Genomic DNA, 12,952 nt, shown 5'->3' with positions numbered 1-12,952 from the left:
GCCGTCGGCCGCCGGTCCGTTCACCTCCGGCGGCCGACGGGTGACCGCGGGTGCTTCAGTCGTCCCCGCGTTCAAATTCGTCCTCGGTCTCCTCTTTGTCCGGGCGCTGCCGGTCACCGGTTTCACCGGATTCGGTTCGCTCGGCCTCGCCTCGCGCGTCAAAGCCGCCGGTGCCGGTGTCCCCGGCAAGGGGGCTTTGGTCGGTCGCTCCCAAGGACTCGGCACCGGCGTCGGGATCGTTGCGGAAGCCCGACTGGCCCTCCTCATCAAACCCGCTGGTCTGCTGAGTGTCGGAACCCTGTCCCCCGGAAACGGCGCCAGCCGCCGCTTCGCCGCCAGCCCCGACCTGGAACCCCGAGTCGTAGGGTGCGGCCTGCGAACCACCCGAGCCCTGGCTGCCGCCGTAGCCGCCGGTGCTCACATCGCCACCGGATTCACCGTTGCCTGCGACAAACTGCCCGGATTCCGGATCCTCGCTGATCCCCGGGCCGCCGGGTGCGCCCGAGCGGTCTTCCATCCGGTTCTCCCCCTGCTCCTCGGACCCGTCTTCGAACTGTCCGGAGGTGTCTTCATCTTCCATGGTTCTTCTCCTTTTTGAGCCTCGCCCCCTGTCCAAGCGGGATGACACGACCCAATTTAACGACGCCCCTGCCCGGCGGCAAGCTTTTTGCACTCCGCCAGCGGAATCATTCGTGCCGGTGCGGCACGGGGATGTGTTTGCCTGTGCATCGCCCCCGGGGCCGTTGGTGTCGGGCTACGGACGGTGCGCCCGGAAGGGCCCGGGCAGCGGTGCGGGACCCCAAGGGATTCACGGCAAGGAGTCCAGTATGGCCACCGGTGGCAGGTTTTCGACGGGAACTGATGATGCAGCACACGATGGGCCGGAGGTCGCGCAATGGCTGGCTTGAGGGTGCTGGACCGCTGACCGATCTCGTTGAGCTGGTCACCCGGATCCCGGATGTTTACGTGAGGTATTCCGATGGTTGAGAATTCGATACCAGGCATGGCAGCAGGAACACCACAAGCGGCCTTGAGCTGCCGGGGCTGTCAGTCAGGTCCTTGGCACCCGAACTCCGGTGGACCCGCCCACTGGCTTACTGGATTTCTCGCCGGCTTTGCCGGTTCAAGGACCTGATCGAGAAGAACCTCAGACGCCTGACCTAGGTCACGCGCGGCGTGGAGGTTGGGCGTGACCCGGACTGCGAGCCGCCGCTTGCCGATGTCCGGTCCGTGGCGCTGTTCCCTGCGAACCTGCTCACCGAGGCTGAGGATTGCTACCGATGGAATTTTGATGCCGCAAAAGGCCCCCGAGGCCCCATACGGCAACAAGCTACGGCCGAGGATCAAGAAAACGCGGTGCATCGTGTGGGATCGTCCGTGAAGCGCGCCCGTGCGTGTCGAATTCCTTGTCTTTGATATGGGGCTTTGTGCATAATCAATTTATCGATGGCCTGCGACGCGTTCGCCGGCCACGCGTGGTTTCTCCAGACCCCGGGAAACACGTCATCCGTTGGCAACTTTTCGGAATTTCGAGGATCGGGCTCATGACAACCCAACATGAAAGATCGGTGCCGCTCGGCACCGAAAGGATCACAGCAGCGTTCATCTCCCCGCGGCAACAGGGTTCCCCGGCGATTTGCGGTCACTGCCATAGCGACCAGTACATGGTCTATGAGGAAGTCAAACCGGTGCCGCGACATGGCCCGGGACCGGCGCAGTGGGATGTTGAATGCTGGTGCGGCAAGTGCGAGGAATACCAGGGCTTTCGCACCTCCACGCCACCGGCGCTCCCGTATTCAACATTGCTGCACGGCTACGGCACAGGCACCTAGTTCGTGAACGCCTAGCACCCGGACCCGCTACTCGTGGTGATCGACTTCGCATCCTGCAAGTGGTCGACGGCCGCGGAGTGCCGTTTCCTGTCGCCGTGTGCCGCGGCACGGACGTGTGCTGGCAATGCCTCCTGCAGCGAACAATGCCGCGCCCGGGCAGCTGCGCTCAGGACGACCCCGTGGCCGAAGGCCTCGGCAACGGGTAAATAGAACATGCACACGGCCAGGTCCACTCCATCCAGCAACATGGGCACGGTCAGTGCTGCTGGATGCCTTCGGCACGCAGGCACCGTGCACCGATGGGCCAGCCGGATTCGCGGGCGGTGTCCTGGACCGCCGGCAGCGCGGCGTCATGCGGGTCCGGCGTCTAGGGCGTGGGCCGGCTGCCGGGAAACAAGCTGCCAAGTTCAATGGCGCGCGCTGCTGCCGGCGTGCAGAGGTTCGAGGTTTCTGCGCACCAACGTGATCGAACATTCCAGCTCCCGCTCCCCGATCGAGCCGAGGACGGCGGAAACGGCACGGAGCATGGTCAGGAACCCGCGCAACTGGGATCTTTAGCAACTAGGGGTCCATGGTCCCTCGTCGCCGCCCGATGCATGAGGTCGATTCCGGCCGGATCGCTGCCCCGAAGACGGTGTCCCTGCCTTGCCACCATGTTTTCTAGCCTATTCAATCCCCTGGGCCCGCCGCGCCTCACGCAGCACCTGGATCGCCCTTTCCTTCAGCCGCAGCCCGCCTTCGAAGGCCGAGCGGCTAAGTCGTGAGAAGGCCTCCGACCTCCCGCACTTGTCCCTGGCCATGACCACCGCAACGGCCGCATCCACCAGGGCGCGACCGCGCAGTTCGGCGTCCAGGTCGGCCACGGCGAATGCGGGCAGGTGGAACCTCAGGGCCAGGCGCAGGATGCGCGAGATCGATTCCGCAAAGGCCTCGACGGCGGCGACAAAGGCCTCGTCCATGACTCCCGGGTCGCGGGCATAGCAATTGAGCGCCGCCTGGGTGCCACTGCCGGCTTCCACGGGGACGGCAAGGATCGAACACACGCCGCTGGAGGCAATTTCCCGCGCGTAGCCTTCCCACCGAGACGCCGCGCCCAGGTCCTGGATATGGACCTTGCGCTGCTGACGCAGCGCCGTGAGGCAGGGGCCGTCGCCGACGGCATACTGGCGTTCGTCCAGGGCCATGGCCGCGGCGTCGCTGCTGGCAACCGTGAGCGGAAAGCCTTCGCGCTCCACCGTGATGGAACACAGCACCGGTTCTCCCCCGCCCATCCCGGAGGCGGCAATCAGCACCAGTTCCAGCATGAATTCGGTGAATCCTCGGCTATCGAGCAGCAGGTCCTGAAGGTCTTCCTGGTGCCGCGAATCGTTTCCCTGCCTGCCCATCAGCTCTCCTGCTGGCCCGGATCGATATCCGTGGAGTAGGGAACTCGCACGTCCAGGCCGAGGTCCATGAACCGTTCGTTGATGGCGTGGGCCACCAGATCGCGTTCCAGCGTCGGCAGGGAGTGCGCGGCGTAAAGGTAAGCCTCGATCTCGAACTGGCCGGCCGAGCCGCCAATGCCGAAATAGCGCAGCCACAGTTCGCCCACGCTCAGGCCGGCCAGGGGCAGGGCCTGGCGCAATTGCTTGAGTTGCAGGTCGTCGTCGTCAATTTCCATGGCCAATCCCCCTGTCGTCAGGAGCCTTGCCGGCCGGCTGCCTCGACTAGCCCTGCCGCAATCTCCCCCAGGGTCCGGTCCTCGGAGACCGCCTGCTTCATCAGGTGCCGCGCCGCCGCCTCGGCGTCGAGCCCGAAGCGTTCCATAAGGATGCCCTTGGCCATGCCGATGACGTCGCGTGAATGCAAGGTTCTGCGCAGGTCCTCGCTGAGCTTCTTGGCCTGCTCCGCGGTGGTGGCGTGCTTGAGCAGGACGGCTGCCTGTCGGGCCAGCAATTCAAGGACGGCGCGGGAGCGTTCGGTGAATGCCTGGGGCTCGGTCGCATAGACCTTCACCGCCCCGAAGGTTTCCGAGCCAAAGATCAGCGGGACGCTGATGGACGAAGCGACACCTAGCGGCGTCACGGCGGCCGACCAATCGGACCATCGCTCGTCCCTGACGATGTCCTGGACGACGATGGTTTCCCCGCTCGCCCAGGCGGAGAGACAGGGACCCTGCTCGATTTCGTATTGCAGGGCATCGGCCCGCTCGACGACCTCGTCGGAGGCCGCAGCGCTGGTCTTTCGGGCGTTGGCGTCTATCAGGGTCACCCCGGCACCTGCGGCATAGGGGACACTCGACTTCGCCACCGAGGTGATGAGTTTCAGTGTTTCGGCAACGGTGTTCTCGGTCAGCAGCAAGCCGGCGGCACTTGCGGCAACCGCGGCCAGTTCCTGAGCAAGCGGGAGGGACCTCTCGACCTGGACCATGGGCACACCTTTCACTGGAGGACGAAGAACGGGTGTCCTGCTCCAAGCCTACACATTTGTTAATCCAAAAGCGCAGGGATCTGTGGGCTTTCCGCGGCCGGGGCGTAGCCCGCCATCCTTCGGCGCAGTCCGGACGCGTGCCAAATCCTTGATCGGCCATGAAGGGGATGCTTATCTTTAGATATCCGGGAAGAAGGCCCCGTAACCACGCTCTGCTGGGACCATGCAGTGGTCCACGTGCCCCTTGAACATTCTTGCGGAAATCTGGGCAGGGCGGCCCGAATGGGAATTCCGTGAATTCCTCGTTACACCGGGTTGCACCGGACACCCCGCATGCCCGGCCTTCCCGTCGGCGCACCGCGCGCCGGTTGGCGGGCCACGACACCGAAAGGAACCAGGACCATGAAGTCACAGGCGAAAGGCGGATGCCGTGCATGAGCTGGAGCTGGTCCGCGCAGCCGCGCAGGACGTTGCCACGGCCCGTTCGCTGCTGCGCGAACGGCTGGAAACTCTGGATGCTGTCAACCGCAATGCCCTGGATCGAGGGATCCCGGCCGCTGACGTCGCCGCGGCCGGCGGCTTATCCCCCGCCGAGATCCGGATCCCCGTGGGCGACGCAAGGCGTTGACGCGTCGGGGCCCGAAGGACGCTCAGGAGGATTCGGCCGGACCGTTCGCTTCGTACACCCGGAGGGCCGGCCACAGCTGGGCCACCGACGCCGGCGGGGCCCCAAACATTGCCGAGGCCCCTGCAAAAGGGCCATCGGCCCGGATCCCGCCGGGATTTCCACAAACCATCATATGCAAACCACCAAGTAGGGAGCGAATCATGGCCACGTACGAGAACACGGGACAAGCCGAAGTTAGAAGCGCCGTCGAGAAGGCGGCAATGGCCGTCGGAGCGGTCTTCCTGCTCTTTGGCATCCTGGGGTTCATCCCGGGCATTACCAGCAACTACGACCAGCTTGCGGGCGCCGGACACCATTCCGGGGCACTGTTGCTCGGGGTGTTCCAGGTTTCCTACCTCCACAATGCCGTCCACCTGATTTTTGGCGTCGCCGGGCTGTCCATGGCCAGGTCCGTCCGCCTGGCGAGGGCCTACCTGCTCGTTGGAGGCATCATCTACCTGGCCCTGTGGATCTACGGACTGGTCATTGACCATGACAGCGCGGCGAACTTCATCCCGCTCAACAATGCCGACAACTGGCTGCACCTGGTCCTGGGTGTCGGCATGCTGGTGCTCGGGCTGCTGCGTACCCGCCCGAACCGCAGGAACCGAGACACCGAACTCGGCTAGATCCCGCCCGCGAAGGTGGCGGCGGACACCGGCGCGCAAACCATCCTTCCCGGCCACGGTGACCCTTACCACTGCGACATTGCCGGCGCCGTGGTAAGGGTCGCAGCCAGCCGGTAGTGTGATGCAGGCCAGCGGTTGCACCGCAGCTCCCCCGCTGTTCGGGCCCGTATTCTTCCACCACCGATGTGAGGCAGGAGTGCAATGGAGATACCGACCCTGGAAGCGCTGACGGAGTTGGAAGCATTGGTCAAAGACTCTCCGGACCTCTATGTCAGGTATTCGAAAGGTTGGGATCATGACCGCGAGGGCGGAAGCGTCGATACCGAAAGCGGCATTGAATTGCCCGGGCTTTCGGTCAATCCATTATCCCCCGAGCTCTGGTGGTCACGACCGCTGGCCGACTGGTTGGCCAGGCAACTGTGCCAATACAAGCACCTGGGCGAAAAGAATCCCGAGCGCGTCGCCTGGGTCGCCCGCGGCACCATCGTTGGGCGGGGGCCGGACTGCGAACCACTGCTGGAGAGGGTCGAGCCCGTCGCATTGCTCTCCCGCGGCCTGCTTGCAGAGGCCGAACAGCGGTATCGGAAACACTTCGATGCCGGGCAAGGACCCGAGGACTGAGGGCGCCTGCACTACCCTAGACGGCTCCCCTGATCGGTTACACAGTGGAACCGGAACGGGTGGTTCACGCCAGTGGATTTTGCGGCCCTTGGAAACTTTGAGGACACTGGCACATGAGGCGACGAACCCATTTCCAGGTACACCCGGGCCGAGCTCTTCCAGGAGGCCGGCAAGAAAACCGACGTCGCCATCCGATTCTCCACGGTCACCGGCGGACGGGATTCCACGGAGGTGGCCAGGTAGCCGCGTGGCTTTGCGGTGAAATTCTACCCGAAGGACGGAAACTCGGACCGGGCGGGCAACCACCGGCCGTGTTCTTCATCAGGGACGCCATCACGTTCCCGGATCTCATCCACCGCCAGCCTGGGCTGGGATCCGCTCGAGGGCGCAAAGACCTAACCGGAACAGGGTTTCGAGCCCCAGCTGATCGGCGCCATGGCCCTAGACCGCAATGTCGCCGACCACCACAACGAAAACGAGCAGATCGCTTTCGGCACCGGCGTGCTGGTGAACATGCTGGACTTCTACGATGACAGATACTGGTGGGCCGCACGTTCAGCTACAGCGATACCCAGCGTTACCGAGTCGGCCCCAACTATTTGTAGCTACCGGTCAATTCGGCCAAAAACGCCACTGCGGTCACGAATCTGCGCGGCGTACAGATATCGGCGGGCAAGGACCTGGGCGAGGGGCAGAATCCCCATGTGAATTACGAGCCCTCCATCACCGGTGGGCTGCGCGAGGGAGCCTTTCCCACCCACGGCGAGCAGGGACCGGAAATCAGCGGGCGGTGGAACACTCTGCACCGACGCCCTGTCCGGCGTGCATTCACTGGTCAAGGCCGGGCGCGGGTGCTTGACTGGGTCCATGAGAGCAATCTGGAGCGGATCCATCGCATTTGGTCTGGTCAATGTGCCCGTCAAGGCCTACGGCGCCACCGAGGACCACGATGTGGACCTGCACCAGGTGCACGACGCGGACGGCGGGCGGATCCGCTACCAGCGCAAGTGTGAGAAATGCGGGAAGAAGATCCCCTACGAACGCATCGACAAGGCCTTTGACGACGGGGAACGCACCGTTGTGCTCAGCGACGAGGACATGGAAGCCCTCCCCGCGGAGAAAAGCCGGGAAATCGACGTCGTCCAGTTTGTTCCCAACGACCAGATCGACCCGATCATGCTGGAGCGCAGTTACTACCTCGCCCCGGATTCGAAGTCGCCCAAGGCCTACGCCTTGCTGCGCCAGACCCTCGAGGAAACGGAACTGACGGCGGTGGTGAAGTTTGCCCTGCGGCAAAAGACCCGCTTGGGCATCCTGCGGGTGCGCGGGGACGTGATGGTCCTGCAGGGGATGCTGTGGGCCGATGAGGTGCGCGAGGCAGATTTCGCTTCCGCCCGCACCGCCAGCAAGATCAGTCCGCAGGAGATGAAGATGTCCGCGGCCCTGGTCAAGCAATTCACCACCGACTTCACCCCGGAGGAATTCGAGGACGACTACCAGGTGCAGCTGCGCACGCTGATTCGCGAGAAGCTCAAGCAAGGCGACGCACTGGACACCGAGGCCACCTTCGGGACCGGCGACACCTCGGACACGGGGGAACAGGGGGACGTGATCGATTTGATGGAGGCGCTCAAACGCAGCATCGCCAACAAGCGAACTCCCGCCAAACCGGCGGCGGGAAAGAGCGCGGACACCAGGAGCGCCCCTGATTCGAAGCGGGCCGAGACGTCCGCCCAAAAGAAGCCTTCCACCAAGAAGAAAGCCTCGGCCAAGAAGAATACGCCCGCCAAGAAGAAGGCCTCCGAGACCACTGCAGCCCGGACAAAGACCCGCAAGGGAGCCTAGATGGACCAAGAACTGGAACGGGTTCAGCCCGGCACCAAGGGCATCCGACGCAGGGTCGCCGGACGCGGATTCAGCTACATCTCGGCCAACGGCCGCAGGATCCATTCCGCTCGCCTGCTCGAGCGCATCAACGCGCTGGCCATCCCCCCGGCTTGGACCCAGGTGTGGATCGCTTCCGCCCCCTCGGCCCACATCCAGGCCACCGGCGTGGACGCCGCCGGGCGGCTGCAATACATCTACCACCCCCGATGGCGGCAAATGCGCGAACACGAGAAATTCATTCGCTCCCTGGCCTTCGCCCAGCGCCTGCCCACGATCCGCCGAAGAGTCACCCGCGACCTCAAGCAAGAGCGGGCGCCCCGGCTGCGGGCACTGGCTGCCGCGGTACGCCTGATGGACAACGCCGGGCTCCGGGTCGGAGGCGCCGCCTATGCCCAGGAGAATGGTTCTTTTGGCGCCACCACGCTGCTCAAGCGCCACGTGAGCGTGGAGGGCGACACTATCCACCTGAGGTTCCGTGGCAAGTCCGCCGGCGATTGGGACGTCGCGCTCACGGACAAGCTGCTGGCCGCGTACTTTGCCGCCCTACCGCACACCCCCCGCTCGGGCCCGGCCATTTGCCACGCGGTGCGCATGGGACGGCGCAAGGAATGGAAGCCTGTTTCGGACGACGAGGTCAATGCGTACCTCGGCGAGGTGGCGGGGCACGGCTTCACCGCCAAGGACTTCCGCACCTGGCAGGGCACCGTCGTGGCCGCGCTGTCACTGGCCCGTTCCCTGCGCGCCGGCGATACCTCCCCGGAAGCAGTGACAGCGGCCATCGACGAGGCGGCCCAATGGCTGCACAACACCCCGGCCATCGCCCGCGGGTCCTATGTGAACCCGCGGGCCATCGAACTTTTTGAGCGCGGCGTCGTGGCCGATCCGCGGCGCCAAGCCGACAGCGCCGTGCTCGCCCTGCTGATGGAGGGCGACGGGCAGGAACCCGGGTGAGCCAACGCAGCATGGTGCCGCTGGGCTCTTGTTGCAGCCGTGCGCGGTCCTTCGGCTGGCCGTGGCTGCTCGGTGCGTTTGAACGGGACGTTGGCCCCACCGGGCCGACCAGGCCCAAGTTCGTGTCCAGGGACCTGGTCGTACAGGGCGGCTCGATGGCCGAAGTGGTGTCCACCCCGGCGATCCTGCCGTGGATCCGGCTCAAAGGGACCGGGATAGCCTTGGCAGCACGGAAGAAAAGGCACCGCAGCCGCACGGGCCACCCAGGCGGGCGGAACCCGCCCGCGTGATGACGACCCGATCAAGACCGCCCGAAGAGGCATGTGCAAATCCTTGTCCCGCGCCATGGTGCGTGCTTAGCTTTGGGCGAGGGGGAAACCGACCGCGGAAGACCATCGATTGTTGAGGTGTTGGCATGTCCAGTCGAAATGAAACCAGAAGCGCGAGCCGAACGGCCGCCGGTACCGCCCAAAAGGGCCGGTCGGCTCCGGCACCCGATGACGAACGGAAGCCGGATGGGCCCACCGAGCTCGATGGCGCATCCTGGAAGTACATCTTCAAGCGCTCCATCCGGGAATTCTCTCGCGAGAAGTGCACCGACCTTGCCGCTGGGCTGACCTACTTCGCCATGCTTTCGATCTTTCCCGCCCTCTTGGCCTTGGTTTCGCTGCTCGGGCTGGTGGGACAGGCGCAGTCCACGACCCAAACAATGATGCAGATCGTGGACGGCGTCGCTAGTCCCGAGGTCGCAAATACGCTGCGCCAGCCCATCGGGCAGTTGGCCAGCGCCCCGTCGGCGGGATTCGCGTTGATCGCCGGTCTGCTGGGTGCCCTGTGGAGCGCGTCGGGTTATGTCGGTGCCTTCGGGCGCGCGGTCAACCAGATCTACGATGTGCAAGAGGGGCGTCCCTTCTACAAGTTGAAGCCGTTGATGCTGCTTCTGACGCTGGTCCTGCTGTTGATCGCCGTGGTCATGGCGGTTCTGCTTGTCGTCTCCGGACCAATTGCCCAGACCATCGGTGATGCGGTCGGGCTTGGCGAAACGGCGGTGATGGTCTGGAATATTGCCAAGTGGCCGGTCCTGGTGATTTTCGCAGTGGTACTCATTGCCGTGCTTTACTACGGCACCCCAAACGTCAAGCAGCCCAAATTCCGTTGGTTGAGTCCGGGTTCCGTGATCGCCCTGGTCGTCATGGCGATCGCCACCCTAGGATTTTTCTTCTACGTCTCACACTTCGGCAATTACAACAAGACCTACGGCGCCATCGGCGGGGTCATCGTGATGTTGCTCTGGATCTGGATTGCCAACCTCTCGTTGCTCTTTGGTGCCATCTTCGACAGCGAAACCGAACGCGGACGCGAACTGCAAGGCGGTATCGAGGCCGAGGAGTCCCTCCAGCTGCCCCCGCGCGACACCAAGGCCAGCGACAAACTGCGGAAGCAGGAAGACAAGGACATCCGGGACGGAAGGGACTTGCGCCTGAAAGCCGAATCCGACGATCCCGATCAGGGCAGGAATACCAAGGACGAACGGTAGAAAGGCCGTTTCAGCGGCTCGGGGACCGCCGGGCGGATCTGGGCGGACAGCCTCCCGCGTGTCGCCTGACTCATACCGGGTAGCCGCGCCCGGTGCTCAAGCAGCTATTTGCAGGGTCGGTCCTGCTGAAACCTTCCCCAAGAAATTCCTCGACAGCATATTGCAACACCTCGATGACAATGCCATAAAAATGCTGCAGCAGCCGAGACCGTGGCGGCGGAAGCAACGGACAACGCTGCGGACAAAGAGTGAAAATCCATGTTGATGCGCACAGATCCGATTCGGGACCTCGAACGGCTCGCCCAGCGACTACCGGGGTCCACTGCCGTGCTGGACCCCCTGCCGATGGATGCGCGGCGGGATGGCGATGTCGTCAACATGGAATTCAACCTGCCAGGCATCAGCCCGAATTCCACGGACTTGGACGTTGAACGCAATGTGGCCACCGACCCGGCAGAGCGTGAGCCGCTGGCCGAGAACGCCGCGATCCTCGCGGCCTACGCTCCCGCGGGCCCCACAACCGGCAATTGGTCCTTGGCGAGAACCTCGATAACGGACACAACGGAGCCGCCTATGACGACGGGGTGCCGGTCTTGCGCATCCCGGTCGTTGAGCGGGATGCGCAAGACCGGCGCTACGGCGAAAAAATCGAACAGCGAACAGCACGAAATCAACGCCTGAGCGCGGATCCCGGCAGGGGGCCGCCCGGCGGACCCCCGAAGCTGCCCAGCCGGTGCCGAAGTCCTTTTCAGTGGTGTCCATGATTGCCTCGTGCCGATGGGGATCGCCGCCAACACCTCTTCCCCACTGGAGAGGACGAGGTGTTGGCGCCATCCGGGTTCGGGCGGAACCAGGCAGTCCTGCAGGTCCTCATCCGCCATGGGGACTTCGCGGTTTCTCTCCACCCGCCACCTACCGTGCGTCGATTTGCTTGAACGATAATTTCAAACCTATTAGAATTCATATTATGTAATGTCATCGACAACGAAAGGTTCTTGACGTGCATGAACTGGATTTGATCCACGCAGCCGCGGAGGACGTGGCCTCCGCGCGTGTCCTTCTGCGGGAGCGCATTGCAGCTTTGGATGCCATCGTTCAGACAGCTCTCGACCACGGGATTCCCGAGGAGAAAGTGGATGCGGCCAGCGAGCCGTCCCTGCTTCGCGACGACCGTGAGCTCGCCGGAGGGCGTCCGTTGGTCGCCGCCTGATCCGCTCCGGTCATCGGGCCCCCGGCCCCGGCTCGTTAACGAGTTGGGGCCGGGGGCCCGTTTTCGTCCCCGGCCCCGCCCGCTGCGATTCCCTACGGCTCAAGGACCACCGTGATGCAGCCATCCTGCTTCTTCTAGAATGTCTCGTAGAGTTCCGGGCCCCGGGACAGTGGCACCGTATTGGTCATCTGGTCATGCGGACCCCACCGGTCCCCCGGGTCATCCGCGTCCTCAGCGATCGGCAGAAGCTGTGCCTTCCGGTGACATTGCATTGGCCTGAGCGAAGCTGGATCTGCTTGTCGAACAACTCCAGCATTGGCATGGGAGTGGCGGGCCCCGCATAGACACCGCTGAGCGCAATCGTGCCGCCGCGGCGCACCGCCGCATGCAGCACCGCGGTGCGGTCAACCGAGACCTTTTCCCATCGCCAATTGCGCCACCTTGTCCGGCAGCAGGCCGGTGGCCTGCTGCAACAGCTGCGCGCCGGGCGAGCCATAGGCCTCAATCCCCACCGCATCCAGCACGGCGTCGGGTCCATCTTGTGTGGCTTCGCGCAGCCTTTCGGCGATGTACTTGTCGAACTCCATGGTTTCAATGCCGTGGCGCTAGGCCATGGCGCGCCGTTCGGGCACGTCCGCATATGCAATGCCCTGCCACACCGTGGGCAGGATGTCGGAACGGAAGAGGTAGCGGTGATCGGGTAGTTCGCTGCCCACCACGATGGCCCCGTAATCGCCATGCGGGACCCTCAGGTACTCCGCTTGTCCCCCGGGAACTTGGCCATAGAGTTCCGAGTAGCCGAAGAACGCCGCGCCCTTGTTCTGGGCGCGCACTTGCGTGGTTTCACACTGGGACTGCAGGCCGCGCTCACACATTCGGTAGCGGCCGCAGGAGATGCTGAAGGGGATGAGAACCCGGCCCCCGACCTACACGCGCTTGACCGCGGATCCGACTTCTTCGACGATGCCCAAGGACTCATGCCCGACGATGTCTCCGGCATGCATGAACGGGCCCATCATTTCATAGAGGTCCAGGTCGGATCCGCAGATCGCGGTGGAGCTCACCTTGATGATGTCCCCCTGGTCTTCGATGCGCGGGTGGAGCACCTCGGAATATTCAATCTTGCGTTTTCCCTGCCAGGTCAATGCCTTTTTGGTTTCCTCCAGCATTCGGTCGATGGGGGTGGATGGGGATGGCCCGGCCCCGCCA

General features: G+C 64.2%; 16 protein-coding genes and 2 pseudogenes. 12 read left to right on the top strand and 6 right to left on the bottom strand.

Annotation, left to right across the window (positions count from 1 at the left end):
• Positions 1-55: 55 nt before the first annotated feature.
• Positions 56-580 (bottom strand): hypothetical protein, encoded by a 525-nt coding sequence (locus KUF55_RS18945; protein ID WP_218816453.1) that lies wholly within the window; start codon positions 578-580, stop codon positions 56-58.
• A gap of 455 nt (positions 581-1,035) precedes the next feature.
• On the opposite strand from KUF55_RS18945, the gene KUF55_RS19050 reads away from it, so the two are divergent.
• Together KUF55_RS19050 and KUF55_RS09325 are read left to right on the top strand one after the other, a co-directional pair.
• A complete protein-coding gene (locus KUF55_RS19050) occupies positions 1,036-1,164 on the top strand; it encodes a DUF6098 family protein (RefSeq protein WP_370630989.1) in 129 nt (42 codons plus the stop codon).
• 380 nt (positions 1,165-1,544) lie between these two features.
• On the top strand, positions 1,545-1,832 hold the full coding sequence (locus KUF55_RS09325; RefSeq protein ID WP_218816452.1) for a hypothetical protein: 288 nt from the start codon (positions 1,545-1,547) through the stop codon (positions 1,830-1,832).
• A gap of 11 nt (positions 1,833-1,843) precedes the next feature.
• Here KUF55_RS09325 and KUF55_RS09320 read toward each other — a convergent pair whose 3' ends face one another.
• From KUF55_RS09320 to KUF55_RS09305, 4 genes are all read right to left on the bottom strand, one after another.
• Complete coding sequence (locus KUF55_RS09320; RefSeq protein WP_218816451.1) at positions 1,844-2,080, bottom strand: hypothetical protein; 237 nt, start codon at positions 2,078-2,080, stop codon at positions 1,844-1,846.
• Between the two features lie 417 nt (positions 2,081-2,497).
• Complete coding sequence (locus KUF55_RS09315; RefSeq protein WP_218816450.1) at positions 2,498-3,217, bottom strand: GAF domain-containing protein; 720 nt, start codon at positions 3,215-3,217, stop codon at positions 2,498-2,500.
• The gene (locus tag KUF55_RS09310) at positions 3,217-3,492 is read right to left on the bottom strand and encodes a hypothetical protein (RefSeq protein ID WP_218816449.1); all 276 of its coding nucleotides are present in this window, start codon (positions 3,490-3,492) and stop codon (positions 3,217-3,219) included. The genes KUF55_RS09315 and KUF55_RS09310 overlap by 1 nt, the downstream gene beginning before the upstream one ends.
• A gap of 17 nt (positions 3,493-3,509) precedes the next feature.
• Positions 3,510-4,241 (bottom strand): GAF and ANTAR domain-containing protein, encoded by a 732-nt coding sequence (locus KUF55_RS09305; protein WP_218816448.1) that lies wholly within the window; start codon positions 4,239-4,241, stop codon positions 3,510-3,512.
• Between the two features lie 430 nt (positions 4,242-4,671).
• On the opposite strand from KUF55_RS09305, the gene KUF55_RS09300 reads away from it, so the two are divergent.
• The 10 genes and pseudogenes from KUF55_RS09300 (at position 4,672) to KUF55_RS09260 (ending at position 11,743) form a co-directional block, all read left to right on the top strand.
• Positions 4,672-4,869: a hypothetical protein gene (locus tag KUF55_RS09300; RefSeq protein WP_218816447.1), complete on the top strand. Its 198-nt coding sequence runs from the start codon at positions 4,672-4,674 to the stop codon at positions 4,867-4,869.
• A gap of 200 nt (positions 4,870-5,069) precedes the next feature.
• Positions 5,070-5,537 (top strand): DUF4383 domain-containing protein, encoded by a 468-nt coding sequence (locus tag KUF55_RS09295; protein WP_132357628.1) that lies wholly within the window; start codon positions 5,070-5,072, stop codon positions 5,535-5,537.
• A 201-nt stretch (positions 5,538-5,738) separates the two neighbouring features.
• Complete coding sequence (locus KUF55_RS09290; RefSeq protein WP_218816446.1) at positions 5,739-6,158, top strand: DUF6098 family protein; 420 nt, start codon at positions 5,739-5,741, stop codon at positions 6,156-6,158.
• A gap of 129 nt (positions 6,159-6,287) precedes the next feature.
• Positions 6,288-6,401, top strand: a complete 114-nt coding sequence (locus tag KUF55_RS18745) for a catalase (protein ID WP_255557450.1) — start codon at positions 6,288-6,290, stop codon at positions 6,399-6,401.
• Positions 6,402-6,593: 192 nt separating this feature from the next.
• A pseudogene (locus tag KUF55_RS18740) lies at positions 6,594-6,763 on the top strand (catalase).
• A gap of 262 nt (positions 6,764-7,025) precedes the next feature.
• The gene (locus tag KUF55_RS09280; protein WP_218816445.1) at positions 7,026-8,003 is read left to right on the top strand and encodes a Ku protein; all 978 of its coding nucleotides are present in this window, start codon (positions 7,026-7,028) and stop codon (positions 8,001-8,003) included.
• On the top strand, positions 8,004-8,996 hold the full coding sequence (locus KUF55_RS09275) for a DNA topoisomerase IB (protein ID WP_218816444.1): 993 nt from the start codon (positions 8,004-8,006) through the stop codon (positions 8,994-8,996).
• A gap of 415 nt (positions 8,997-9,411) precedes the next feature.
• Positions 9,412-10,533, top strand: a complete 1,122-nt coding sequence (locus KUF55_RS09270; protein WP_218816443.1) for a YihY/virulence factor BrkB family protein — start codon at positions 9,412-9,414, stop codon at positions 10,531-10,533.
• A 258-nt stretch (positions 10,534-10,791) separates the two neighbouring features.
• Positions 10,792-11,214 (top strand): hypothetical protein, encoded by a 423-nt coding sequence (locus KUF55_RS09265; protein WP_255556932.1) that lies wholly within the window; start codon positions 10,792-10,794, stop codon positions 11,212-11,214.
• 319 nt (positions 11,215-11,533) lie between these two features.
• The gene (locus tag KUF55_RS09260; protein WP_132357618.1) at positions 11,534-11,743 is read left to right on the top strand and encodes a hypothetical protein; all 210 of its coding nucleotides are present in this window, start codon (positions 11,534-11,536) and stop codon (positions 11,741-11,743) included.
• 134 nt (positions 11,744-11,877) lie between these two features.
• Here KUF55_RS09260 and KUF55_RS09255 read toward each other — a convergent pair.
• Positions 11,878-12,912 (bottom strand): annotated as a pseudogene (locus KUF55_RS09255) (alcohol dehydrogenase catalytic domain-containing protein).
• Between the last annotated feature and the right edge of the window lie 40 nt (positions 12,913-12,952).

Origin of the sequence: Paeniglutamicibacter sp. Y32M11 (assembly GCF_019285735.1) — a bacterium.
Taxonomy (GTDB): domain Bacteria; phylum Actinomycetota; class Actinomycetes; order Actinomycetales; family Micrococcaceae; genus Paeniglutamicibacter.
Note: the sequence above shows the minus strand (reverse complement) of the source record. Positions and strands in the feature narration are given on the sequence as shown.